Annotated in this window: 19 protein-coding genes; 7 read left to right on the top strand and 12 right to left on the bottom strand. The window is 72.0% G+C overall.

Annotated elements, in window-relative coordinates:
- Positions 1-18 precede the first annotated feature (18 nt).
- The 4 genes from PZE19_RS13100 to PZE19_RS13085 all read right to left on the bottom strand — a co-directional run bounded on the left by PZE19_RS13100 (position 19) and on the right by PZE19_RS13085 (position 5,830).
- On the bottom strand, positions 19-2,058 hold the full coding sequence (locus PZE19_RS13100) for an ATP-binding protein (protein ID WP_277861073.1): 2,040 nt from the start codon (positions 2,056-2,058) through the stop codon (positions 19-21).
- 78 nt (positions 2,059-2,136) lie between these two features.
- Positions 2,137-2,718 (bottom strand): response regulator, encoded by a 582-nt coding sequence (locus PZE19_RS13095; protein WP_277861072.1) that lies wholly within the window; start codon positions 2,716-2,718, stop codon positions 2,137-2,139.
- 549 nt (positions 2,719-3,267) lie between these two features.
- On the bottom strand, positions 3,268-5,121 hold the full coding sequence (mnmG, locus tag PZE19_RS13090; RefSeq protein ID WP_277861071.1) for a tRNA uridine-5-carboxymethylaminomethyl(34) synthesis enzyme MnmG: 1,854 nt from the start codon (positions 5,119-5,121) through the stop codon (positions 3,268-3,270).
- A gap of 160 nt (positions 5,122-5,281) precedes the next feature.
- Positions 5,282-5,830 carry a hypothetical protein gene (locus PZE19_RS13085; protein WP_277861070.1) on the bottom strand — a complete coding sequence of 183 codons (549 nt, stop codon included), beginning with the start codon at positions 5,828-5,830 and terminating at the stop codon, positions 5,282-5,284.
- 257 nt (positions 5,831-6,087) lie between these two features.
- On the opposite strand from PZE19_RS13085, the gene tpx reads away from it, so the two are divergent.
- Together tpx and PZE19_RS13075 are read left to right on the top strand one after the other, a co-directional pair.
- A complete protein-coding gene (gene tpx / locus PZE19_RS13080) occupies positions 6,088-6,618 on the top strand; it encodes a thiol peroxidase (protein WP_277861069.1) in 531 nt (176 codons plus the stop codon).
- Between the two features lie 275 nt (positions 6,619-6,893).
- The gene (locus PZE19_RS13075) at positions 6,894-7,604 is read left to right on the top strand and encodes a nucleotide exchange factor GrpE (protein ID WP_277861068.1); all 711 of its coding nucleotides are present in this window, start codon (positions 6,894-6,896) and stop codon (positions 7,602-7,604) included.
- On the opposite strand, the gene PZE19_RS13070 is transcribed toward PZE19_RS13075, so the two are convergent.
- From PZE19_RS13070 to PZE19_RS13035, 8 genes are all read right to left on the bottom strand, one after another.
- Positions 7,561-8,316, bottom strand: coding sequence for a carbonic anhydrase (locus PZE19_RS13070; RefSeq protein WP_277861067.1), 756 nt, complete (start codon positions 8,314-8,316; stop codon positions 7,561-7,563). The two genes, PZE19_RS13075 and PZE19_RS13070, sit on opposite strands and share 44 nt — an antisense overlap.
- A 252-nt stretch (positions 8,317-8,568) precedes the next feature.
- Positions 8,569-11,709, bottom strand: a complete 3,141-nt coding sequence (locus tag PZE19_RS13065; RefSeq protein WP_277861066.1) for a tetratricopeptide repeat protein — start codon at positions 11,707-11,709, stop codon at positions 8,569-8,571.
- Between the two features lie 73 nt (positions 11,710-11,782).
- Positions 11,783-12,922 (bottom strand): calcium-binding protein, encoded by a 1,140-nt coding sequence (locus PZE19_RS13060; RefSeq protein WP_277861065.1) that lies wholly within the window; start codon positions 12,920-12,922, stop codon positions 11,783-11,785.
- A 118-nt stretch (positions 12,923-13,040) separates the two neighbouring features.
- Positions 13,041-13,625, bottom strand: a complete 585-nt coding sequence (locus tag PZE19_RS13055) for an ECF-type sigma factor (RefSeq protein ID WP_277861064.1) — start codon at positions 13,623-13,625, stop codon at positions 13,041-13,043.
- Between the two features lie 130 nt (positions 13,626-13,755).
- On the bottom strand, positions 13,756-16,173 hold the full coding sequence (locus PZE19_RS13050) for a VIT domain-containing protein (RefSeq protein ID WP_277861063.1): 2,418 nt from the start codon (positions 16,171-16,173) through the stop codon (positions 13,756-13,758).
- Positions 16,174-16,590: 417 nt separating this feature from the next.
- Positions 16,591-17,094, bottom strand: a complete 504-nt coding sequence (gene sixA / locus PZE19_RS13045; protein WP_277861062.1) for a phosphohistidine phosphatase SixA — start codon at positions 17,092-17,094, stop codon at positions 16,591-16,593.
- A gap of 313 nt (positions 17,095-17,407) precedes the next feature.
- Positions 17,408-18,508, bottom strand: coding sequence for a zinc-binding dehydrogenase (locus PZE19_RS13040; RefSeq protein WP_277861061.1), 1,101 nt, complete (start codon positions 18,506-18,508; stop codon positions 17,408-17,410).
- The gene (locus PZE19_RS13035; RefSeq protein WP_277861060.1) at positions 18,505-19,806 is read right to left on the bottom strand and encodes a DUF5690 family protein; all 1,302 of its coding nucleotides are present in this window, start codon (positions 19,804-19,806) and stop codon (positions 18,505-18,507) included. Before PZE19_RS13035 ends, PZE19_RS13040 begins: the two co-directional genes overlap by 4 nt.
- Before the next feature lie 93 nt (positions 19,807-19,899).
- On the opposite strand from PZE19_RS13035, the gene PZE19_RS13030 reads away from it, so the two are divergent.
- The 5 genes from PZE19_RS13030 (at position 19,900) to PZE19_RS13010 (ending at position 24,430) form a co-directional block, all read left to right on the top strand.
- On the top strand, positions 19,900-20,463 hold the full coding sequence (locus tag PZE19_RS13030; RefSeq protein WP_438269989.1) for a phosphonate degradation HD-domain oxygenase: 564 nt from the start codon (positions 19,900-19,902) through the stop codon (positions 20,461-20,463).
- The gene (locus tag PZE19_RS13025) at positions 20,460-21,590 is read left to right on the top strand and encodes a TIGR03364 family FAD-dependent oxidoreductase (RefSeq protein ID WP_277861058.1); all 1,131 of its coding nucleotides are present in this window, start codon (positions 20,460-20,462) and stop codon (positions 21,588-21,590) included. The genes PZE19_RS13030 and PZE19_RS13025 overlap by 4 nt, the downstream gene beginning before the upstream one ends.
- On the top strand, positions 21,587-22,423 hold the full coding sequence (gene phnX / locus PZE19_RS13020; protein ID WP_277861057.1) for a phosphonoacetaldehyde hydrolase: 837 nt from the start codon (positions 21,587-21,589) through the stop codon (positions 22,421-22,423). Before PZE19_RS13025 ends, phnX begins: the two co-directional genes overlap by 4 nt.
- A 298-nt stretch (positions 22,424-22,721) precedes the next feature.
- Positions 22,722-23,618, top strand: coding sequence for a UDP-2,3-diacylglucosamine diphosphatase (locus PZE19_RS13015; RefSeq protein WP_277861056.1), 897 nt, complete (start codon positions 22,722-22,724; stop codon positions 23,616-23,618).
- Positions 23,615-24,430: a class I SAM-dependent methyltransferase gene (locus PZE19_RS13010; protein WP_277861055.1), complete on the top strand. Its 816-nt coding sequence runs from the start codon at positions 23,615-23,617 to the stop codon at positions 24,428-24,430. The genes PZE19_RS13015 and PZE19_RS13010 overlap by 4 nt, the downstream gene beginning before the upstream one ends.
- Positions 24,431-24,461: the final 31 nt, after the last annotated feature.

Below are 24,461 nucleotides of genomic sequence, written 5' to 3'. Positions count from 1 at the left end.
CGGGCCCCGTCCGGGGGCTCACGCGCTCTTCGCGGCGGGCTCTTCGGGCGGGCGGTTCCAGGGGAGCTTGACCTGGAAGACGGAGCCCTGGCCGGGCGTCGAGTCCCAGGTCAGTGAGCCGCCCGCGCGCTCAACGAACCGGGCGGCGCGGGAGAGGCCGAGGCCGAGGCCCCGGCCGGCCTGGCGGCCGCAGAAGAACGGGTCGAAGAGGTGGGCGGCCTCGGCGTCGCCCACCCCCTTGCCCGAGTCGGCGACCCGGACGCGCAGCTCGCGGCCCTGGCGGTCGGCCCGCACCCGGATCGTCCCGCCGCCGGCGGCGGGGCCGGCGCCGGCCTGGATGGCGTTGCGGATCAGGACCTCGGCGACGTGTCGGAGGCCTTCGGGGTCGGTCCAGAGCTGCTGCCCGGCCTCCTCGAATTCGCCGGTCAGGCGGATGCCCCGGGCCGCGCACTCGGCCTGGAACTCGGCGAGGCAGGCTTGCAGGACGTCGGCCGGCCGGCAGAGGCGGGGGCGGGGCTCGGAAGGCCGGGCGACGAACATCAGGTCGCGGAGGATGCGGTGCGTCCGCTGGGCCTGGCTGAGGATGATCGCCAGCGACCGCGCGGCCTCCGGGGTCGCCGCCTGGGCCATCAGGAGCTGCGCGCGGCCGACGATGACGGCCAGGGGATTGTTCAGCTCGTGGCCGGCCCCGGCGGCGAACTCGGCGAGCGCGTCGAGTTTGGCGGCCTGGACGCGGCGGCGCTCGGACCGGGAGGCCTCGCGGCTGCCTTCGACCGCGGCGCGGAGGCGGCGTTCGAGCAGGGCGCGGTCGGCGACGTGGGAGGCCCACGCCTTCCAGGCGTCGACGATCCGGGTCGGCCCCAGCCGCTCGCGGAGCGCGTCGACGTCGGCGTCGAGCCAGAGCTGGACCTCGCCCGCGACGCCGCCGGCCGCCTCCAGCGGGATCGTCCACGACGCCCCCCGTCGCGGCGCCTCCGCGTCGTCGGCGTCGGGCGAGGCCTCGATCGGGAGGCCAGGCCCGGGATCGGGCTCGGTCGTCGACGGCCCGCGCCAGACGACCCGGGCGGCGTTGACCTCGGGCTCGCCGCACCACGCCCGGCCGGCGCGGACGCTCCAGCCCTCGGGCGTCTCGTCGGGCTCGGAGTCGGCGATCGCCTCGATCAGCCGGCGCTGGGTCGCGTTCTCGCGGGCGAGGTCGACGAGCTGGAGCCGCAGGCGGGCGTTCTCGCGGGTCGCCCGTTCTTCGTGGGGGGAGGCGTCGTCGGACGCGAACGCCGTCCCGCAGCGGGACTGGACCTCGGCGACGAGGATCCGGAGGCGGGGCTCGGTGGGCATCGCCTCGCGGCCTTCGGGGGCGTCGAGCGCCCAGGGGGTGGACTCGGCCCAGCGGACGGCCTCGCGGACGAGGGCCAGGCGGGCGGGCTCGCGGGCGGCGGCGATCAGGTCGGCGTCGTCCTCGCCGTGGAGCCAGGCCGCGTCGACGACCAGGGGCTCGCACCCCCAGCGCTCGGCGAGCCGACGGCCGACGTCGCGCAGGTCGCCGCCCAGCTCGATCGCCTCGCGACGTCGTCGCGCGTCGCGGTCGGGCTCGGCCATCCAGCGGGCCAGGCATTCGGGGTCGACGGCCGCGAGGGCCCAACGCCCCAGGCCGTGCAAGAGCCCCGCGCGGACGAGGCCGGCGGGGTCGGGGTCGCCGTGCTCGCGGGCCAGCGTGCGGCAGGCGAAGCTCGCGGCGACGGCGTGCCGCCAGAGCTTCTGGACCGCCTCGGCGGCCGGCCCGGCGGCGAGCGACGCGGGCCACCAGGGGGAATCGGCCAGGGCCCGGAGGACGCCCCCGCGCCCCTTCGCCCGCTCGGCGACGAGCCAGCCCGGGTCGAGGTCCGGCAGCATGCGCGGGATCCCGCCCGGGGCCGCCTCGTCGTCGCCGTCGGCGGGGACGGACGCGAGCGAGGCCATGACCACGCGGGCCGTCCGCGGACGGACCGGCAGCCGCGCCAGCCCGTTCAGGCGGCCGATCAACGGCTCTCCCGGCGGTTTTCGTCCCGTTTGGAACCGCACGACGATCGGGCTCCTTCCCGACCCCTCCCCGCCCGTCGCCCCCCATGGATGGGGGTATGGACGGCGAACGTCCCGCGCTCAGGCGTTGGGGCTGGTCTCCATATCCAAGTGTCGGCAGATCCGGGCGATCAGTTCATCGATATCCAGCGGCTTGTGCAGGAAATCGTCCGCGCCCGACGCCTTCAGCTCGGCGATCTTGTCTTCCTCGACCATCCCCGAGATGCAGATGATCTTGATGTCGGAGATGCTCGGGTCGCGGCGGATCAGCTCGCAGACCGCCTGGCCGTTGATGTCCGGCAGCATCACGTCGAGGATGATCAGGTCGGGATGGTACTCCTTGGCGAGCATCCCCGCCCCGAAGCCGTTGTTCACCGCTTTGTGCTCGAACCGGCCGTCCGTCGAGAGCACCTCGGCGATCAGGTCGACCACCCCCTGGTCGTCGTCGACGATCAGGATGCGCCGCCGCCCGCTCTCCAGGGCGTCGGTGGGGATCCCGTTGTCCTTCATGAAGCGGAAGAGCGCCTCGCGCGGGATCCGCCGGAACCGCGAGCCGGGGACGCGGAACCCTTTGAGCTGGCCCGAGTCGAAGCAGCGGATGATGGTCTGCTGACTGACCTTGCAGATCTTGGCAGCCTCGCCCGTCGTGTAAACGGTCTTCATGGTTGGTTGAGTCCCGATGATCCCATCGAGGTCGAGTCGGAACCGCAACGCGCCTCTCAGGCGACCCTCCTGCGAATCCGAGCCCGCCCCGTTCGGCCTCCCTGCGACACGTCCTTGCCACGATCACGAAATCGCCGCGGCGAACCCATGGGTCAAGGGTCCATGGAAAGCTTAGGCGTTAAAATCTGCGGAGCCTATAAATCTTACCGAAATTACCAATTTAGCCAATTGTAAAAAAACACCCAGCCTTGTCAATTGGGCAGGGCCCCAAGTCTCACGGTCTTCATCATCTTGCATTATTGCAACAATGCATGCGTTGTTCCAGTGTTTTCCATCTTCTCCCTTGCCGTTTTGAAGAAGATGAGTAGGGAGCGGCGAGCCTGCGAGGTTGCGTTTCGGAAGCTCGGCAAGGCACGTCGTCCCGCACAACAGATACCGAATGCGCGTTCCTGTCAATCTCGGTTGTCGTTAACGGTCGACAGGGGGAGGGGGACGCTCAGGGTTTGCGAGGGGAGACAGGGTCGAGAGGTTTCCGAGCTCGGGGTAGTCTCAGCGGGGCGATTCGTCCAGGGTGGTCGCGGAGTTGCGGCGGCGGAGGTGGACGAGCAGGGTGGCGAGGTCGGCCGGGCTGAGGCCGCTGATCCGTCCCGCCTGGCCGAGCGACCGCGGCTGGACCCGCGCGAGCTTCTCGCGGGCCTCGGCGCGGAGCTGGGGGATGGCGGCGTAGTCCAGGTCGGTGGGGATCGTCTTGTCCTCGAGACGGCGAAACCGCTCGATCTGCTCCACCTGGCGGCCGACGTAGCCGTCGTACTTGGCCTCGATCGTCACCTGAGCGACGGCGTCGGCCGCGTAGCTGGCCGCGGCGAGGTCGGGGTCGAGCGCGACGAGGTCGTCCCAGGTCGTCTCGTGGCGGCGGAGGACCTGGAACAGGGCGACGCCCCCGCGACGGGTGGTCGTCAGCCGCTCGCGGAGCCCCTCGACGGCGTCGCGGCGGGCCTCGAACCGCGTCCACCGGGCGTCGTCGACCAGGCCGACGGCGCGGCCCCGCTCGGTGAGGCGGAGGTCGGCGTTGTCGTGGCGGAGGAGCAGGCGGTACTCGGCGCGGCTGGTGAACATCCGATAGGGCTCGTCGACCCCCCGCGTGACCAGGTCGTCGATCAAAACGCCGATGTAGGCCGAGGAGCGGTCCAGCACGAACGGCGGCTCGCCCTTCACGGCGAGCGCGGCGTTGATCCCGGCCACGATCCCCTGCGCGGCGGCCTCCTCGTAGCCGGTCGTGCCGTTGATCTGGCCGGCGAAGAAGAGGCCCGCGACGGCCTTGGCCTCCAGCGTGGGGCCGAGCTGCTCGGGCGGCGCGTAGTCGTACTCGACGGCGTACCCGTAGCGCATGATCTCGGCGTGTTCGAGTCCCGGGATTAGAGGGATCACGGCCTCCTGGACGTCGCGCGGCAGGCTCGTGGAGATGCCGTTGCAGTAGTATTCCAGCGTGTCGCGGCCCTCGGGTTCCAGGAAGATCTGGTGCGACTCGCGGTCGGCGAAGCGGACGACCTTGTCCTCGATCGACGGGCAGTAGCGGGGGCCCGTCGACTGGATCTGGCCCGAGTACATCGGCGCGCGGTGGAGGTTGGCCCGGATGACCTCGTGGACGGCCGGGGTGGTGGCCGTGATGTGGCAGGGGATCTGGGGCTTCTCGATGCGGTCGGTCAGGAACGAGAAGGCGACGGGCTCGGCGTCGCCGGGCTGGACTTCGAGCCGGTCGAAGTCGATGGTCCGGCCGTTGAGCCGGGGCGGCGTGCCCGTCTTGAACCGTCGCAGCTCGAAGCCGAGTCCGCGGAGGCTCGCCGAGAGCCCGACCGCCGCCGCGTCGCCCCCGCGGCCGCCGGGGGTCTTGACCTCGCCGGTGTGCATCAGGGCCTGGAGGAACGTGCCGGTCGTCAGCACGACGGCCCGCGCCATGTACACGGCCCCGCCGCGGCAGCGGATGCCGGCGATCCGGCCCTCCTCGACCTCAAGGGCTTCCACCATCTCCTGGCGGAGGGTCAGGCCGGTCTGGCGCTCGACGGTCAGCTTGGCGAGCTGCTGATACGCCTTCTTGTCGCACTGGGCGCGGGGGCTGTGCATGGCCGGCCCCTTGCCCCGGTTGAGGAGCCGGAACTGGATCCCGGCGGCGTCGGCGAGCCGGCCCATCGCGCCGCCGAGGGCGTCGACCTCGCGGACGATCTGGCCCTTGGCGACGCCGCCGATCGCCGGGTTGCAGCTCATCTGGCCGACGGCGTCGCAGTTCATCGTCAGCAGGGCCGTGCGCAGGCCCATGCGGGCGGGAGCCAGCGCGGCCTCGACGCCGGCGTGTCCGGCGCCCACGACGACGACGTCGAACTGGTAGGGATCGCGGCGGACGGCCATGGGGGCGGTTCTCGGGGCGGAGGACGGTCGACGTGACGTGGGGTACTGAACGAATTCATCTTAGCCGAGCAGGCCCGACGAACTCCAGTCCGGCGCCATCCACCGTCGAGCGCGTGTGCACCCTTCCATCCGACCCCGGTCGGCCGTCGTCGCGGGCCGTCTACGTCTTCCAGACGCCCGAGTACTTCTTGCGGTACTTCGCGTCCGACTCCGTCGCGATCAGCCCCAGGGCCGTTTCACGGATCGACTCGTCCTTCACCCGGTCGTACAGCTTCCGCAAGCCCTGGACGACGTCGAAGCGGATGAGGGTCACGTTCTTCTCCGCGGCGCAGGCCTCGAACCGGCCCGCCAGCCCCTCGACCAGCCGCCGCTTCTGCGCCTCGCCGGCGAGCCCGATCTTCCAGAGGGCGAGCAGGCAGTGCCTAGCCGTGACGAATCGCTCATCCCGCGTGACCGCGAGCAGGGCGTCGAAGTCGCCGAGGATCCTGGCTTCGGGGTCGCTCCTGGAGAGGTTGCAGAGGAGCTGGGCGGCGATCGACCTGACGTGGTTGTCCTTGTGCCCCAGGGCCTCAATGAGGTCGTCCCAGACCTCGTAGGCCCAGTCGACCGGGCCGTCCGTCTCCTGGAGGAGGGACTGATACGCGCGGCCCTGCGTGGCGCGGTCGTCGGAGAAGACGCCCGACAACCGCGTGCTGACGACTTCGCTCATCGGTCACCCTCGGAGATTTCAGGGACTTGGTCGCTCGATCCATCGTCCGCCTTCGCGACAGCCTGGATGATGACCGGCGCCGCGATCCTGTCAACCGGGCCTCTCGTCGCACGACGGCTCGACCGGCGTCGGAATGCGGCTCCGGCCCGGTCGTGGCCCCGTCCTTTCGAGCGCGGCTTGCGGGGGCCGGCGGCGAGCGGCTAAGTTGGAGGCTGTCGGGACCACCGTCGACATCCGGGACGAGCGAGAATCCAGCCATGGCCGAGACGCGCAAGGGCGAAGTGACGTTCAAGGGGAACCCGATCGAGCTGGTCGGGCCCAAGCTCAAGGCCGGCGACGCCGCGCCCGACTTCAAGGCGGTGGGCGCCGGGCTGGCGTTCATCTCGCTCGCCGACACGGCCGGCAAGGCGCGGCTGTTCAACGTCGTCCCGTCGCTCGACACCCCGGTCTGCAACAAGCAGACGAAGCACTTCGCCGAGGTGCTGAAGGACCTGGGCGACAAGGTCGCCGCCTACACCGTCAGCACCGACCTGCCGTTCGCCCAGGCCCGGTTCTGCACCGAGGCCGCGATCGACAACGTGAAGAACCTCTCCGACGCCCACGACCACAGCTTCGGCGAGCACTACGGCGTGCTCATCGACGGCCTCCCCGTGCCGCTCCTGGCCCGCTCGGTCTTCGTCGTCGACGCCTCGAACAAGATCACCTACGTCGAGATCGTCCCCGAGATCGCCCAGGAGCCCGACTACGAGCCGGCCCTCGCCGCCCTCAAGGCCGCCGCGGGCGTCTGACGCTCGATCGAGCGAGGCGCCCGGGCATCGGGATCCTAACGGCCTTCCCCCCTCGCGGGGGAAGGTGGCCCGAAGGGCCGGATGAGGAGGTGACGAGTCGACAGACCGTCGCCGTCCCCTCGCCTTCTCCCGGCGGGAGAAAATGGACTCGGTCCGAATCCCGTCGCCCACTCTGAACGCTCCCCCTCATCCGGCCTTCGGCCACCTTCCCCCGCGAAGGGGGGAAGGCCGTGATGGTCCGGCCCCGGATTCCAGCGGCCTTCAGGAGCCCGGCCTTGTCACCCGACACCGAAGATCGCGACGGGCCCGCGCCCGAGATCGAGGCCGAGGCCCCGTACGAGACGCCGACGGCCGAGCCCGAGATCGAGCCGGCCCCGGCGTCGGACTACGTCGAGACCGAGCGCGCGATCGCCGTCGAGGAGGAGGCCGGGCCCGCCGAGCCGGAGGCCGGACCCGCGGCCGAACCTCCGCCCTTCGCCGCGTTCGCGGAGGAGGTCCGCGAGGCGTTCGCCCGCCTGGGGGACCAGGTCCACCAGAAGCTGGCGGGGCTGCAGGCGCAGTTCGACCGCGAGGTCCGCGCCGAGGCCAACCGCGAGCGGATCGTCGACCGGCTCCACGCCGAGCTGCAGGAGTACAAGCAGGACCTGGTGCTGAAGGTCCAGCGGCCGATCTTCGTCGACCTGATCCAGCTCCACGACGACGTCGGCAAGATGGCCCACGCCGTCGCCCCGGAGGCCGAGGCCTTCCGCGGCACGCTCGAATCGATCCAGACGGCCCTCGAAGACGTCCTCTACCGCCAGGGCGTCGAGCCCTTCCGCGCCGAGGGCGACGCCTTCGACCCCCGCCGCCAGCGCGCCGTGACGACCGTCCCCACCGCCGACCCGGCGCTCGCCAAGACCATCGCCGCCCGCATCCGCCCCGGCTTCCAGTCCGGCGACAAGGTCATCCGCCCCGAGGTCGTCTCGGTCTACACGCTGCAAGCCTGACGGGCCGGCCGTCAGCCCCAGGTCTTCGCCGCGACCGCCCTGGCGAAGCGGTTCCCCAGCTTTTCGAGGTCGCCCGGCTTGCGGACGACCTTCCCGAAGCCGCCCCGGGGGGATTCGCCCGCCCCGGGGCCGGCGTGCACGGCCTGGTCGGCGAGGTCGAAGACGCCGTAGACGACCTGGGCCGTCGAGCCCCCGCGAACAGCTCGACCTCGCGCCGGACGTCGAACGCGGTGAGCGCGGCGTTCAGGTAGACCGACGTCTCGATCAGGGCGTCGCGGTATCCGGGACGGTCCTTCGCCGAGGGCCCGCAGACCCGCTCGATCGCCTTGGACGCCCCCCGCACGGCGATCAGGATCCGGTCGACGAGCGAACGGAGCGCGTGGGTGAGGCCCAGGTCCGGGTAGTCCTGCGGCGCGAGGTACAGGTCGACCGCCGCCGTCACCGCGCCGCAGCCTCTGTGGCCCAGCACGAGCAGCAGGGCGAGGCTCCCTCCCAGGTTGCGGACGGCGTAGTCGATGCTCCCCAGGCGTTCGGTCCCCAGGACGTTGCCGGCGACCCGGATCACGAACAGGTCGTTGGGCGACTGGTCGAAGATCTGCTCGATCGGCGCGCGGGCGTCGGAGCAGCCGAGGACCAGCGCGTAAGGGACGTGCAGCGGCCCGTCCGCGACGCCGGAGAAGCCGATGCGCAAGGTGTCGATCTCGATGATCACGGGCTTCGACGCCCCGTCCCGCCCCTCCTCGATCTCCTTGCGGACCTGGATGACGTTGCGGTGGAAGCGGTGATGCCCTTCCTGCAGCAGGGAGCATCGCCGCCTTCGCGTCGATCGCCGGCCAGGGGGCGGTCTACGCGTAGGGGGTCGTACCGATAGATGACGTCCAAGAGGCTTCCTCGACGGATGACGGGGGGCGGGACCGGGCGCCGCGGCGGGGCGGCGGGATGAGGCCCGCTCAACGGCGCGCCCTCACGGCCGCGGCTCGGCACCCAGCTTCCCTCGCCATTCGGCGGCCTTCTCCGGCCGGCCCCAGGCGGTGTAGAGCCGCACGATCCGGTCGCCGGCCTCGGCCGCCAGCGGGCGGTCCTTCGCGACGAGCCCCGCCTCGCGCGCCTTCAGGCCCTCGTAGCCCTGGACCAGGAGCGGCTCGGCGTCGGCGAACCCGCCCCGGCCGAGGAGCGAGGCGCCCAGCAGGGACTGGGCCTGGAACCGCGTCGGCGATTCGGGCGCGGCCTTCTCGAGGACGGGGAGGGCCTGGCGCAGGACGGATTCCGCCTCGGCCCACTTCTCCCGCCGGACGAGGCTCGCGCCGTACGCCGCAAGCTCGACGGCGTACGAGGACGACTCGACCCCGGACCGGTCCTTCACGGCGTCGCGCCACTTCCGCCGCCAGGCGTCGGCGTCGTCGGGCCGGCCCGATCGCTCGAGGGCGTCGGCCAGGCCGGCGATGACGTCGCCCGCGTTCTGGAACTTGAGCCCCCGCTTCTCGAAGCCCGCCGCGGCCTCCTCGCGGAGGGGCAGGGCCCGGGCCGGCTGGCCCGCGGCCTCGTGGGCGGTCGCCAGCCGGTCGAGGATGACGAGCACTTCGGGATGGTCCGGGCCCACCTTGGCCTTGCGGGCCTGGAGGATCTCCTCGAGGATCGGTATGGCCTGGTCCGGCCTCCCCGCCGCCACGTGGGCCGAGGCGATGGCGGTCCGGCTCTGGAGGATCGCGGGGTCGTCGGGCCCGAGCCTGGCCTTGCGCCCCGCCAGGGCCTCTTCGAGCAGCGGCAGCCCCAGGTCCGGCCTGCCGAGGTCGACCTGGACCAGGCCGAGGCTGGTCATGCCGAGATAGATCAGGGGGTGGCCCGGGCTGAGGTTCGCCTTCATGAGCCCCAGGGCCTCTTCCAGCACCGCGCGGGCCTTTTCCGGCTGGCGGGCGGCCCGGTAGACCAGCCCCATGTTGTTCAAGGTGGTCAGGGTGTTGGGGTGGGTCGGGCCGACCTTGGCGCGGATCAGCCTGAGCGTCTCCTCGCGGAGCGGCAGGGCCCGCTCCACGTCGCCGACGGCCCGGTAGCCCTCCGCGAGGTTGTTCATGCTGGTCACGGTGGCGATGTGCTCGGGCCCGAACTTCTCGCGCCGCAGCCGCAGGGTCTCCTCCATCAGGGGCAGGGCCTTGTCCATCCTGGAGTCGAGCCGATAGGCGTCGGCCAGGTTGTTCATCGTGGTCAGGACGACCGGGTCGTCGTGGCGGATCGCGATCCCCTTGAGCCTGAGCGCCTCCTCGTGGAGGGCGATGGCCTCGGGGATCCGCCCCGCCTGCTGGTGGAAGGCGGCGAGGTTGTTGATGCGGTAGAGCGTGAACGGCTCCTTCTCGCCCAGGTGGATCCGGCTGAGCTTCAGGGCCTCTTCCATGAGCGGCAGGGCCGCGCCCGGCTTGCCGTCGGCCCGATACGCCTCGGCGAGCAGGGTCATGGTCTCGAGCGTGTCGCGGTGGACGGGCCCCAGCAAGGCCTCGCGCGTGGCCATCGCCTTCTGGAAGAGCGGGATCGCGTGCTGCGGCCGGCCCAGGTGGACCAGCGAGACGGCCAGACGGTTCTGCAGCGCGGCGACCGACGACGCCTCGCCCAGCGACTCGCCCCCGATCTGGTCGGCCGCCTCGACGAGCCGATCGGCCAGCACCGCCCGCAGGGGCTTGTCGCCCTGCTCCTCGCGGGGGTTGACGTCGTTGAAGACCGCCGCCAGGACCTCGATGCCCTTCTCGGTCTGGCGCAGGAGCTTCTGGGCCTGCTCGTTGGCCTTGCGCTCGCCCTCGGCCTGCTCGGCCTGCTTCGCGCGGGCGCGGTCGGCGCGGATCATGCCCCAGGTCGTGCCGACGACGCCGCCGGCCAGGAGCAGGAACATGATCGACGCGGCCAGGACGACGCCCCGGTTGCGGCTGACGAACTTGCGGAGGCGGTAGCCGGCCGAAGGCGGGCAGGCCTCGACCGACTCGTCCGCCAGGTAGCGCTGGAGGTCGCGCGAGAGGCCGCTGGCGGTCTCGTAGCGGCGCGCGCGGTCCTTCTCCAGGCACTTCATGACGATCCAGTCCAGCTCGCCCCGCATCAGCCGGGTCAGTCGCGCGGGCGGCGTCTTCCGCCGGGCGGCGAGGCTGGGGAGCGCCTCGCTGTCGCTCAGCCGGGCGCTGGGGCGGGGGGGCACCTCCTCCTGGATGAGGCGGAGCATCTCGTGCCAGGCGGCCTCGCGGAAGCGCCGGCCCTCCAGCGGCGTCGTGCCGGTCAGCACCTCGTAGAGGACCACGCCGAGGGCGTAGACGTCCGACCGGGCGTCGACGTCCAGGTTGTTGATCTCGGCCTGCTCCGGGCTCATGTACAGGGGCGTGCCCAGGAGCGCCCCGTGGGCGGTGTGCAGGGTCTTCTCGGTGAGCGGGTCCTGCATGGCCTTGGCCAGGCCGAAGTCGATCACCTTGGGGGTCGGCGCGCCGTCGTAGAGGCAGACCAGGATGTTCCCCGGCTTGATGTCGCGGTGGATCACCCCCTTCGTGTGGGCGTGCTGGACGGCCTGGCAGACCGGCACGAAGAGGGCGAGCCGCTCGTCGACGCTCAGCCGGGCCTCGTCGCAGTACTGGGTGAAGGGGACGCCCTTGACGTACTCCATGACGAAGAAGGGCCGGCCGTTCTCGGTCACGCCGCCGTCCAGGACCGCGGCGATGTTGGGGTGCTCCATCAGGGCCAGGGCCTGGCGCTCGGCCTCGAACCGCGCCAGGACGGTCCGCGAGTCCATGCCCGGCTTGACGAGCTTCAGGGCCACCACGCGGCGCACCGGCTCGGTCTGCTCGGCCTTCCAGACCGAGCCCATGCCGCCGACGCCGATCTCCTCGATCAGCTTGTAGCGGCCGGCGATCACCGAGCCCTCGGCCGGCCCCGGGGCGGCGGCCCCGGCGGCGGGCTCGGCCCGGCCGAACGCCTCGGTCGGCCGGTCGAGGATGCCCAGGCTCCGCTCGTGGGCCTCGACCAGCACGCCCACGCGCCGACGCTGGTCGGCGTCGTCGGCGGCGGCGTCGAGGAAGGCCCGACGCTCGGGGGCGGACGCCTTCTCCAGGGCGGCCGCGAACAGGGATTCGTCCGTCATCGTCGCGGCTCCGCGCCCCGCTCGGGGGCCTTGAGGGGGGCTCTCGCAGCGGATCGATTCGACCCGATCCGGCTCACGTGTACCAGTGGTAGACGGTGTCGGTGGAGTCGCCCTCGGCGCTGTTGTAGCCGACGAACACGTCGAGGTCGGAGCCCAGCCAGATGCTCTTGTGGCGGACGTACGCGTCGGCCCCGGCCCCGCCGTTCAGGATGTCGGCGACGTTGACCCCGCCGTAGGCCCAGAAGCCGCCGTCGAGGTAGTCGTCGCCGTTGTTGCCGTAAAGGTAATCCTGGCCTCCGTCGCCGTACAGGCGGTCGTCGCCCAGGCCGCCCGAGATGACGTCGTCGCCGCCGTCGCCGTGGAGGGCGTCGGCGCCGGATCCCCCGGTGATCGCGTCGGCCCCGTCGGATCCGCGGTGGAGCAGGCCGCCGTTGTCGCCGTAGACGACGTCCTTGTCGTCGCCGCCGTCGAGCTGGTCGGCGCCGCCGCCCCCGTAGATCAGGTCGTCGCCCGCCTCGCCGAAGATGGCGTCGCGGCCGGCCCCGCCGTAGATCGAGTCGTTGCCCGGCCCGCCCCAGATCCGGTCGCCGTCGGGGTCGCCGTCGGCGAAGTAGTTGAACGGGTTGATCTGGTCGTTGCCGCCGTCGCCGTAGAGCAGGTTGTGGCCCGCGCCCCCGACGATGACGTCGTCGCCCGCGCCGCCGCGGATGTAGTCGTCGCCCTCGCCGCCGTCGAGGTATTCGTTGCCGGAGCCGCCGATGAGCGTGTCCGCGCCCTGGCCGCCGTAGAGGGAGCCCCCGCCCGGCCCGGACTTCAGCGAGTCGTTGCCGGCCCCGCCGTCGATGGAGAAGCGGGCGGTCGAGTCGTTGGTGATCTGGTCGTTCCCGCCGCGGCCGAGCGCCTGGAAGGGCGCGGGGAGGTCGTACGGGGAGAAGTGGACGCCGGCGAGGCTGAGGGTCACGTCGGCGGTGGAGAGCTGGACGCCGTTGGACCACTTCTCCAGGTGCACCTTGATGCTCCGGCCCGGCACGTAGTCGGAGATCTGGACGTGGTCGTCGTAGTCCGAGCCGTCGATCAGGACGTACGAGACGGGGGGGCTGACGCGCCTGTCGGTCACGATCCCGGCGCCGAGGGTGGAGTCGAAGGTCATGAGCTGCCGGCCTTCCAGGGCCAGCACGTCCGGTCGGTACGACCTGCGGGGCGACTTCTTCACGGGGCGTCTCCTGGCTGTGATCGCTGGGGTTGGCGACGATCGCGAAGGCCCGTGGCCACGGCGGTCACGGTCGATCACGGTCGTCGCACCCCCATGCGACGCAGGAGCCCGGGACGCGTCAGGCCCGTTCGGATTTTCCCCCGGGGTCGTCGCCGGCCATGGCGGCGTACAGCCAGGCGCGGGCGTAGCGCCAGGAGCGGTCGGCGGTGGAGAGCGAGACGCCCAGGCAGGCCGCCGCCTGCTCCAGGGTCAGGCCGCCGAAGAAGCGCAGCTCGACCAGCTTGGCCTTGGTCGCGTCGTGCGCGGCGAACGCCTCGAGGGCCTCGTGCAGGGCGAGGATCTGCTGCGGGGCGCCGCCGGCGCCGAGGTCGTCGAGGTCCGCCTGCTCGCGACGCCGCCCGCCGCCGTGCTTCTCCCGCCCCTTGCGGCGGGCGTTCTCGACCAAAATGCGGCGCATGGCCTCGGCGGCGGCGGCGAAGAAGTGCCCGCGGCCGTCCCATCGCCGGTCGCCGTCGGGGCCGACGAGGCGCAGGTACGCCTCGTTCACCAGCGCGGTGGCCTGGAGGGTCTGACCGGGCTTTTCGCGGGCCAGGCGCTGGGCGGCCAGCCTGCGCAACTCGTCGTAGACCAGCGGCAGGAGCTGCTCGGACCCCTGGGGGTCGCCCCCCTCGATGGCCGCGAGGGCGCGTGAGACGTCGTCCATGGGCGTGGGGCTCGGGGGCAACGCGGGATCCGCCTGAAGGCTCGAGACGCTCGGCCGGGCGTCGCGCCCTCGCGCGAGCCCGGACCGAGCGTCCGATTCCGTCGGGATTGTACCACGAGGTCTCGTCGGCTCAGCGCGTCTCCTCGGCCGGGTCGATGCGGTAGACGGCGTCGGCGAGCTTGACGACGACCGATTCGCTGAACGTCAGGTACTGGTTCCAGTCGGCGGACTGGGCGCGGGCCAGGTTGAAGTAGTCGTCGCTGAACTGGCGGACGACCTTCGCGGCGGCCGCGTCCTCGGGCTTGACCGTCGAGTCGACCCAGCGGCCCTCCTTGAAGTAGAACGTCTTGGGGCCGACCTGGCGGACGGTCTCGGCGCGGGCCTGATCCCAACCCTGGCCCTGCGCGTCCTTACGCCCGACGGCCCGCCCCAGGAGCACGGGCGCCGCGGCGGGCTGGCCCGGCTTGGCGGTGGCCTGGGCCTCGCCCATCATGCCGCTCATGCCGCCGTAGCCCACGCCCCCGCCCATCATGCGGGCACGGCCGGCCTCGGACGCCGGCGCGGCGCCCGCCCCCATCATGCCCATCATGCCCGCCATGCCGCCCGACTTCGCGTCGAAGCCCTCGCGCCGGGCGGCGTCGGCCAGGATGGCGCCGTCGGCCTGCTCGGCGTTCCGGTAGTAGTTCTTCAGGCCGCGCTGGTTGACGCCCGACGCGCCGCTCAGGGACTCCAGCTGATTCAGGGCCACGCTGGCCTTCGAGGCGTTCTCGGTCATCGCGTGCAGCGGCGTCCGTTCGTCGGCGAGGAACGAGGTGTAGGGGGTCATGACCCCGTACTGGGTGCTCAGCCGCACCAGCTCGTCGATCAGCTCCTTGTTCTGGCCGTTGAGGTCGATCTGGTCGATGAGGTCGCCGATCCGGCGCACGACCCAGATCCGCTCGACGAAGCGGTAGGCGTTCCCCCGGTCGCTCTCGGCCAGCTCGGCGGGGAACTCGAACGAACGCGAGTCGCCGCCGACCTTGCCCGCGACCTTCAGGTTCGTCCGCCCCGAGCGCCGGTAGCGGCCGGCCCAGACGACCTGGCCGCCGTCGAAGAGGTCGGGGACCTCGCGGGGGTAGGCCCTGTTGACGTCGGAGTCGGCGAACTCGATCCGGACGCCGGTCAGCACGGGGCTGGTCATCTTCGAGGAGAACCGGGCGACGTGGGCCTCGATGTCCTCGTCGGGCTTCACGTACTCGCTCGCCCCGCTGTTGCCGGCGCTCAGGCGGTCGAGGAGCCGGGCGTTGACGTCGTAGCCGACGCCGAAGCTGAACACCCGCGCCTTGCGGAGGTTGGCCCGCTTGCAGGCGTCGGCGATCTTGAACTCGTTGGTCTCGCCCGCCGTGGGCAGGCCGTCGGTCAGGAACAGCACGTAGCTCGGCCGCGAGTCGTCGCGGATCAGCTCGAGCGCCGACCGCAGGGCCGCGTCGATGTTCGTGCTCCCCCCCTCGCGGATGTTGTCGACGAACCGACCGGCGTCGGAGCGGGCCTCGGGGCTGTAGCGTTGCAGCTCGGGCTTGTAGGTCTCGACCCGGTCGTCGTACGCCACGATGTTGAACAGGTCGTCCTCGCGGAGGTTGTCGAGCACCGACCGCAGGGCCTTCCGCGCCTGGTCGATCTTCTTGCCGGCCATCGAGCCCGAGCGGTCGAGCACGAACACGACCGTCTTGGGGAGGGGCTTCGACTCGGCCGCCTTGACCTCGGGGCTCGCCAGGACGAGGAAGTAGCCGTCGTCGCCGGCGCTCGGGCGATAGCTCAGGACCGACGCCCCCAGCGCGCCCTCGGCGAGCGTGTAGACCACCCGGAAGTCGTTCGCCGGCGTGGCGTTCGACCGCTCCAGGGCCACGCGGACCTCGTGGTCGCCGGCGCGGTCGATGCGGGCCTCGTCGCTGGGGCAGAAGACCGACTTGATCGAGTCCTTGCTGGCGATCGCCACCCGGACGTTCAGCCGCTGGATCGGCTTCGACGCGTATTTCTGCGTCGAGAGCGGGTACGAGAACTCGACGACGTCGCGGTCGCGGCGGCAGAGCTGGGTGTAACGCATCAGCACCTTGCGCTCGGCGCCGGCGGGGATCGGGAAGACGCTCGTGCGGTAGAGCCCCCGGCCCATGTATTCCAGGAGCGCCGGGTCGCGCTTGCCCCGGACGATCTCCTCGTAGATCCGCCGGGCCTCGTCCTTGCCCATCAGGCGGCCGGGCAGCTCCTTGCCGTCGACCATCAGCACCAGGTTCTCGACCACCGCGTCCTCGGGGATCGGGAAGAAGTACTCGGCCTCCAGTTCGGTCGACCCGGGGTTGTAGAAGGTCTGCGCGACCTGCACCTCGGCCGCCTGGTCGCGGAGCTTCGCGTCGACGGCCAGCTCGCGGACCTCGAAGGTCCGCTGGATCGGGATCGTCGGCCGGCGGTCGATGATCCACCCCTGGGCGCGGGCCTCCGCCCCCATCCCCGCGGCGAGCAGCCAGGCCGCCGCCACCATCCGCACCGATGCGACGTTCCGTCCCGCAATCATGACCGTCTCCCCGGGCGACGCCCGTCGGACAGGAATCCTGAGGTCCTCCGACCCTTAGACGTCCGGGCGACGGATTTCTGAGGAGGCTCGCCGAGGAAATCGAAAAATCGGCCGCCGGGCCGTCATCCGGCCATCGGCTCCGCTTCGGTCCGTTCGCTTCGTTCGTCGGCCGGTCATGATCATCGTAAATCTTTATAAATTAACGATTTACGGAGTTATTTTGGCCTCCGGGGTTGGCTTCGCTCGTCGAAATTTTTCTGGAAAACATCCCTCCACGGCACCCTCGATCGTCCTCTTCCGCGGGCTCGATGCGCACCGAGCCTTCGTAAGGAACATTGGGACGCGATCGCCGATCGCGTGCGCCGAATTCGGGGGCGTGGGGGCGAATTCCCGCCTACCGGGGCTGCCGCCTCGCGGTCAATCGTCCCCCAGCCTCCGCAGCAGCTTGGGGGGCGCCAGCCATTCGAGGACGTGGCGTTCGCCGTCGGAGGACGGTCGCCGCAGGCAGGCGACGCCCCCCTTCTTGAATTCGAAGCGCAGGGCCCTGGGGTCGTCGAGCAGCAGCAGGCTCAGCAGCTCGTCGAGGGTCGGATTGTGGCCGACGATCATCAAGGGGGCCTCGGGCTGGAGTCCCAGCCATTCGGCCACGTCGCGGGCCGTCGACTCGGCGCGGAGGACCGCGGCGATCTCGACGTCGGCCGCCATCCTGAGGCCGTGGGCGAGGATCTCGGCCGTCCGCCGGGCCCGGGGCAGGGGGCTGGAGGCGATCCGGTCGACCGGCAGCTCAAGCGCGGCGAGGCCGGCGGCGACCTCGCGCATCCGCTTCTCGCCCCTGGGCGTCAGCGGCCTCTCGTCGTCCGGGATCCCCGGCGTCCCCCGATCGACGGCGATCCCGTGGCGGACGATGTACAGTTCCCACATGCTGTGCTCGATCGGTTTCTCTTGAGGGTTCAGGAGCGGCGCCATTCGGCGGCGCCGAAAAAATCGAGGAAAGCGGACGGCCAGGGTCGGCGCCGCCCGCCCCACGGTCCGACGTCCCGGTCGCCGGCCCGCTCAGTCGAGAATGACGCCTGCAAAGCGCGGGCCGCCAGAGGGCGCGGCGGCAGTTCCTCTCGTCGGTCGGGACCCCGTGGGCCGACGAGTCGTCCTCGGGAGGGGGGTGCCACTCCGCCTCGCGCCGGCCGCCGGGGCTCGGCGCGGCCCCTGGGAGGCGTCCCGATGCGGTCGCCGACGATCACGAGGCGGCCGCCGGGCCGCCAGGGATTTCGGGCCGGATCCCGACCCTCAGGGATCGCTTCGCGAGGTCCGAGCCCACGACGGCGTCGATCTCCGACAACGGCCGCCACGACGAGACGAGCGAATCGAAAGGGTACTGCGGGCTCCTCGCCAGGAACTGGAGGGCGTCTTGCAGGTGCCGGGGCGCGTAATTGTGGACGCCCCGGACCGTGACGCAGCCCCGGACGATCCGCTCCGGGACGACCGAGATCGGGCGGGTCGGGAAGACGGAGCCGACCAGGACCAGCGTCGCGCCCACGCCCAGCAGCGGCAGGGCGTCCTCGATCGCCTCGGGCGAGCCCGAGAGTTCGACGACGACGTCCACTCCCCGCCCCCCGGTCGCCGCCGCGACCGCCTCGGCGAGCCCGGACGGGGCGGCCGTCCTCGTCGCGCCGAAGGCGGCGGCCGCGGCGAGGCGCTCGTCGCTCGGGTCGCAGACGATCACGTCGGCCGCCCCGAGCACGCGGGACCAGGCGGCCGCCGTCACCCCCAGCATCCCCGCCCCGACGACCAGGACCGATCGCCCCTCGATCGGGCCGGCGGCCTCCAGGGCGGCGGCGACCGTGGCCGTCGCGCAGCTCGCCGGGCAGGCGGCGGCGTCGGAGAGCCCGTCGGGGATCCGGAAGATCGCCGTCCCCGGCACGAGCAGGCAATGGTCGGCCAGGCCCCCGGAGAGTTCGCGGCCGGGCCTCAGCGGCTCGTGGCCGTACTTGAAGCCGGACTCGCACTTCTGGGGGAGCCCGCGGCGGCACGGCAGGCACGCGCCGCAGCTGGCGACCACCGCCCAGGTGACGCGTTCTCCCGCGGCCATGGGCCGGCCTGCGGCGTCGTCGCGGCCGGCCTCGGGCCCGAAGGCGGCGATCCGGCCCAGGATCTCGTGGCCGAGGACCGAGGGCGTCGGCGTCGGCCGCCGGCCGTGGATGCTGTGCAGGTCGCTGCCGCAGAGGGTGCAGGCGACGACCTCGACGAGGATCTCGCCCCCGACCGGGTCGGGCCGCGGCCAGCTCGTCAGCTCGATCGGGCGCCCGACGCCTCGAAAGACCGCCGCGATCGCCCTCACGCCCCGACCTCCGCAGGGACGAGCCCGGCCGATCGGGACGCGAAATAGATCCAGGCGACCCCCAGGCCGAGCGACGCCAGGACGCCCATGCTCCACCAGGTCGCGACGAAGAAGGGGAGCGGGTCGCCGGCCACCGGCAGCCAGCCCCGGAACAGCACGAGCGCGGCGTAGGCGAGGTAGCCCGCGGCGTCCGCCACGTACATCAGGAAGCCGAGGTTGCCCCGCTCGCGGGTCATCGCGATCAGGCGTTCGAACATCGTCGTATGGATGGCGACGTAGGGCAGGTAGAGGCCCAGGCCCAACATCACCATGAACGGGAACGACCCCACCCATCCCCCTCGGAGCCCGACCAGGGCCGCGACGATCAGGGCGCACCCCGCGAGGCCGACCGCGATCGACGCGAAGAAGGCCCGGCGGTTGTCGACGATCAGGACGCTCAGCCCGTTGGCGACCAGGACGCCGAGCGCCACGAGGGCCTCGGAGTTGGAGAAGGTCGCGGGCGCGGCGGGCGAGCCGAGGGCCTTCCAGATCTCCGGGGCGAAGTCGGCGCGCACGCCCCGGGCGACGGTCACCAGCAGATAGGCGGCGACGATGGCCGCGATCCCCACGAAATGCCGGCGGAGCATCGCGGCCCGATCCGCCCCGTCCATGGGGGTGCGCTCGCTGCGGTGCTCGAGGTCTTCGGGGTCGGGGGAAGGCACCTTCGACAGCATCCAGGCGAACAGGCAGGCCGGCCCCAGGAAGAGGAGCCCCGCCGCCGCCGGCATCCAGCGTTCCGAGAGCCCCCGGCCCAGCAGCCAGGCGCCGACCGACTTGCAGGCCCCGTCGGCCATGATGAAGCTCGCGCAGAGCCCGGCCGTCAGGGCCTCGGTGTGCCGCCGGCCCTCCAGGAACCCGAGGATGAGGCCGAAGACCATGCCCAGGGACAGGCCGTTGAGGAACAGGCCGGCGACGTGGATCGGCGACGGCGCGGCGGCGAAGAGGACCAGCGACAGCTCGGCCGAGGCGATCAGCAGGACGATCCCGAGCGTCCGGGCCCCGGGCGAGACCTCCGCGATCACCCGGATCCCCACGAACTTGGCGAGCATGTAGCCGAGCACCTGCGCGACGACCAAGACGCTCTTCTCGGCGACCCCCCACACCGTCGAGTCGGCGAACACGGCGGCCGTCCACGGCTTGCGGAAGGCGTACGTGCAGAAGTACGCGCCGAAGGCCGCGACCACCGCCCAGGCCGACGCGGCCAGGCGAGGACGGCCGCGCATGAACGGGGATACGGATCGACTCGCGGGTCGGTTCATGCAAGAATCTCGCGTCGGCTGCGTTCGGGACGGCCCAGGTCGGCCCTACGTAAGTAACCCATCGGCGTTAAGGAACGATGTAGGCGGATGGAAATGGACGACCCGCGCATCGCGACGGCCGATGAGATCGTCCGGATCTTCGCGGAACGGGGGGGCTCGGCCTACGGCCGCGAGGCCGTCACGCAGCGCGAGCACGCCCTCCAGGCGGCCTACCTCGCGAGGGAGGCCGGCGCGGCCCCTTCGCTGGTCGTGGCGGCCCTGCTGCACGACGTCGGGCACCTGCTCCACGACCTCCCGGACGACGCCCCCGACCTCGGCGTGGACGATCGCCACGAGGAGCTGGCCGCCCGATGGCTGGCCGCCCGGTTCGGGCCCGACGTCGTCGAGCCGGCCCGGCTCCACGTGGAGGCCAAGCGCTTCCTGTGCGCGACCGAGCCGGGCTATCGCGACGCCCTCAGCGAGCCGTCGAAGGTCAGCCTGCGATTGCAGGGCGGCCCGATGTCGCCCGAGGAGGCGGAGCGGTTCCGGGCCTCGCCCCACGCCGAGGCGGCCGTGATTCTCAGGCGGTGCGACGACTCGGCCAAGACGCCCGACCTCGTCGTGCCCGGCGTCGAGGACTACCTTCCCTGGATCGAGCGGGCCCTGGGCGGATCATGAGCGATCGATCGGACGTCGGCATCGTGGGCGCGGGGGTCGTCGGGCTGGCGCACGCCTACGCGGCGGCCCGCCGCGGGCGTCGGGTGACCGTCTTCGAGCGGAGCCCGGCCGCCTCCGGCGCCTCGATCCGGAACTTCGGCATGGTCTGGCCGATCGGCCAGCCGGCCGGCGAGTGCCGGGCGATCGCCCTGCGCAGCCGGGAGATCTGGCTCGAAATCGCCGAGGAGGCCGGGATCTGGGTCGACCGGTGCGGCTCGATCCACCTCGCCCACCGCGACGACGAGTGGGACGTGCTCCGCGAGTTCGCCGGGACGGCCCCGGACCTGGGCTGCGACTGCCGCCTGCTCTCGCCGGGCGAGGTCGCCGGGCGCACCGACTTCGCCAACCCGGACGGCCTGCTGGGAGGCCTGTTCAGCCCCGCCGAACTCTGCGTCAACCCCCGCAGGGCCATCCGCGAACTGCCCGCCTGGCTCGGAAGCCGGTACGGCGTCCGGTTCGAGTTCGATACGACCATCGCCGAGGTCGGGCCCGGCTGGGTCCGCGCCCCGGGCGGGCCGGGTCGGGACTTCGAACGCGTCGTCGTCTGCGGCGGGGCCGATTTCGGGCGCCTGTTCCCGGGCCTGGCCGCGACCTCGGGCCTCCGTCGTTGCAAGCTGCAGATGCTCAAGGTCGGCCGCCCCCGGGCCGGGAGGCTCGGGCCGCACCTGGCGAGCGGCCTGACGCTGCGGCACTACGCCAATTTCGAGGCGTGCCCGAGCCTCCCCCGGCTCAAGGAGCGGATCGCCGCCGAGACCCCCGAGCTGGACGAGTTCGGCATCCACGTGATGGCCGCCCAGGACGACGAGGGCGCGCTCATCCTCGGCGATTCGCACGAATACGACGCCGCCATCGAGCCCTTCGACAAGGCGGCGATCGACGACCTGATCCTGAGGGAGCTGCGGCGGGTGATCCGGCTGCCGAGCTGGGAGGTCGCCGAGCGCTGGCACGGGATCTACGCCAAGCACCCCACCCGGCCGATCTTCGAGGCCGAGCCGACGCCGGGCGTCTTCATCCGCACGGGGACGGGGGGGTCGGGGATGACGACGGCCTTCGGCCTGGCCGATCGCGACTGGGAGGGGTGGTCATGAGCGCTCGACTCGCGGCCGTGATCTTCGACTGGGCCGGCACGACCGTGGACCACGGCAGCCGGGCCCCGGCCCGGGTCTTCGTCGAGATCTTCGCCCGGTGCGGGGTCGCGATCGACGAGGGCGAGGCGCGGGGGCCGATGGGCAAGGCCAAGCGCGACCACATCGCCTCGATCCTCGCCCTCCCCCGGGTCGCGGCCGCCTGGCGCGAGCGCCGGGGGGCCGGACCCGGCGAGGCCGACGTCGATCGCCTCTACGCCGACTTCCTGCCCCTCCAGCTCGCGTCGCTCGCGGGATACGCCGACGTGATCCCCGGCGTCCCCGAGGTCGTCGCCGAGTGCCGCCGCCGGGGCCTGAGGATCGGCGGGACGACCGGCTACACCCGCCCCCTGATGGACGTCCTGGAGCCGATCGCCCGCGACGGCGGGTATCGGCCCGATGCCTCGGTGTGCGCCGACGACGTGGCCCAGGGCCGCCCCGCGCCCTGGATGCTCTACCGCGCCGCCGAGCGGCTGGGCGTGTACCCCATGGCCGCGGTCGCGGCCGTGGACGACACGCCCGTCGGCGTCGAGGCCGCGCGCAACGCGGGGGCCTGGGCCGTGGGCGTCAGCCGGACGGGGAACGGCCTCGGCCTCTCGCGCGAGGAGGTCGACCGCCTCGACCCGCGCGAACGGGACCGCCGCCTGGCGGTCGTGAAGGCCGACCTGGAACGGGCCGGGGCCCACTTCGTCGTCGAGAGCGTCGCCGACCTGCTCCCCGTGCTCGACGAGATCGACGGGCGGCCGGCCGGAGGGGGCGGCGTCTCGCCCCGAGGTCGGGGCGACGACGCGTCTTGAATCGGCCCGCCTTCGCGCCGAGTTCGCCGATCCCCCGCGGCTTCTTCGCGAACGCCGCCTCGTCGCATGGCGAGGCCGAGAATGATCCGTAAGCATTGCATGAGGATCGGCATATCTTCTTGGTCGGAGGGGGGGCGTCGATCATACTTCGCTACGTGCGACGCGCCGGCCCGGGACGAGGTCCCGCCGCGGGTCGATCGCACGCCTCGGCGGGCCCTCGGCCCGGGGGGGCGCGGCCCGTTCGCGAGCAAGATCCATTTGCGGCCTCACGCTCGATCGCAGTCCGGGGGATCCCGTCATGCAGCGCGACCTTGAGAGGCGCCAGGGCCAGCCCCTCAGGCGCTACGACTGCCTGGTCATCAGCGACCTGCACCTGGGCAGCGACGTCTGCCAGGCCAAGCCGCTCGCGGAATTCCTCGGGTGGGCGGCGGAGAATTCCCGCGAGCTGGTCATCAACGGCGACATCTTCGACGACCTGAACTTCAGCCGGCTCTCCAAGAGCCATTTCGCCTGCCTCAAGGCGATCCGCCGCCACTCCGACCGCGACGACTTCCGCGTGTCGTGGATCCGCGGCAATCACGACGGCCCCGCCGACGTCGTCGCCCACATCGTGGGCGTCGACGTGCTCGACGAGTATTACTTCGAGAACGAGCGGCTCCGCCTCCTGATCCTGCACGGCGACCAGTTCGACCGGTTCGTCGAGAATTACGGCCTGCTGACGGAGGCGGCGTGCCGGGTGTACTATTACATCCAGAAGTGGGCGCCGCACCACGCGTCCCGGTACATCCGGCGGGTCTCCAAGAAGTTCCAGCGCAGCAGCGAGATGATCCGCGACGGCGCCGTCGCCTATGCGGCGTCCAAGGGCTGCCGATACGTCGTCTGCGGCCACACCCACCTGGCGGGCGTCGAGGAGGTCCGCGGCGTGCTCTACGCCAACAGCGGGACCTGGACCGAGCACCTGCCCTGTCCCTTCGTCTCGGTCCGGGGGGACGAGGTCCGCCTGGAATACTGGCCCCCGGCCGAGGCCGAGGGCGAGGCCGACGACGCCTCGGCCGGCTTCGACCGCGAGGAGGAGTCGGCCATGGCCTGCCCCTCGGCCGCCGAGCCGCAGCATCTCGCGCCTTTTCGGATCCTCGACCGATTCCTCCAGCTGTTCCCACTCGGGCATTCCCAGAAGGCAGGTTCCCCGCTATGAGCACGGCGACCGTACACCACGCTTACAACGACGTCGTCGCGACGCACTACGACCTCGACCCGCAGGGGGTGATCGGCAGGTCGCTCGACCGGGGCATCCGGCAGATGCGGCAGGAGGGGCTCCTCGAGGCGGGCTCCGAGCTGCACGTCCTCGACGTCGGGATGGGGACCGGCCTCTTCCTGGGCAAGCTCGTCGAGCAGTCCGAGGCCCGGATCGTCCCCTTCGGCGTCGACCTCGCGGACAACATGCTGGAGGTCGCCCGCCGGCGTCTGCCCGGGCTGACCGCCGTCGCCGGCGATGCGTCCGACCTCGACGCCCACTTCCCGGGGAAGCAGTTCGACTGCATCTGCACCCACTTCGTCACGGGCTTCGTCGGCATGAAGACGCTCGCGCCCCAGATCGCCTCCCGGCTGAAGCCGGGCGGGTGGTGGTCCCTCGTCGGCGGCACGAAGGCGGCCTACAAGGCGCTCCAGGCGAAGGGGGATTCGCGGATCCTCCGGATGCTCTCCGGCGCCGGCGATCGCAGGATGGACGACACGGTCCTGAACCCGGCGGACCTGGCCGAGGTCGCCCGGATCATGGAGGCGCACGGCCTCGACGTCCGCCGCGGCGAGACCTTCGAGCCGCCGCTGGCCTTCGAGGACTTCGACGCCTTCATGGAGTTCGGCCACCGCGGGGGCTGGCTCACGCCCCTGATCGAGGAGATGGGCCTGCACAAGGCCGGCCCGCTCAAGCGCTGGCTCATCAACCGCCTGGCCTTCCCCGTCGAGGACGCGCACAACATCGTCGTCGCCCTCGGCCGCAAGCGTTGAGGCCGGCGGGCGGCCGGCCCCGCCCCGCCGC

It is taken from the genome of Paludisphaera mucosa, assembly GCF_029589435.1.
In the GTDB taxonomy this organism is placed as follows: Bacteria; Planctomycetota; Planctomycetia; order Isosphaerales; family Isosphaeraceae; genus Paludisphaera; species Paludisphaera mucosa.
Note: the sequence above shows the minus strand (reverse complement) of the source record. Positions and strands in the feature narration are given on the sequence as shown.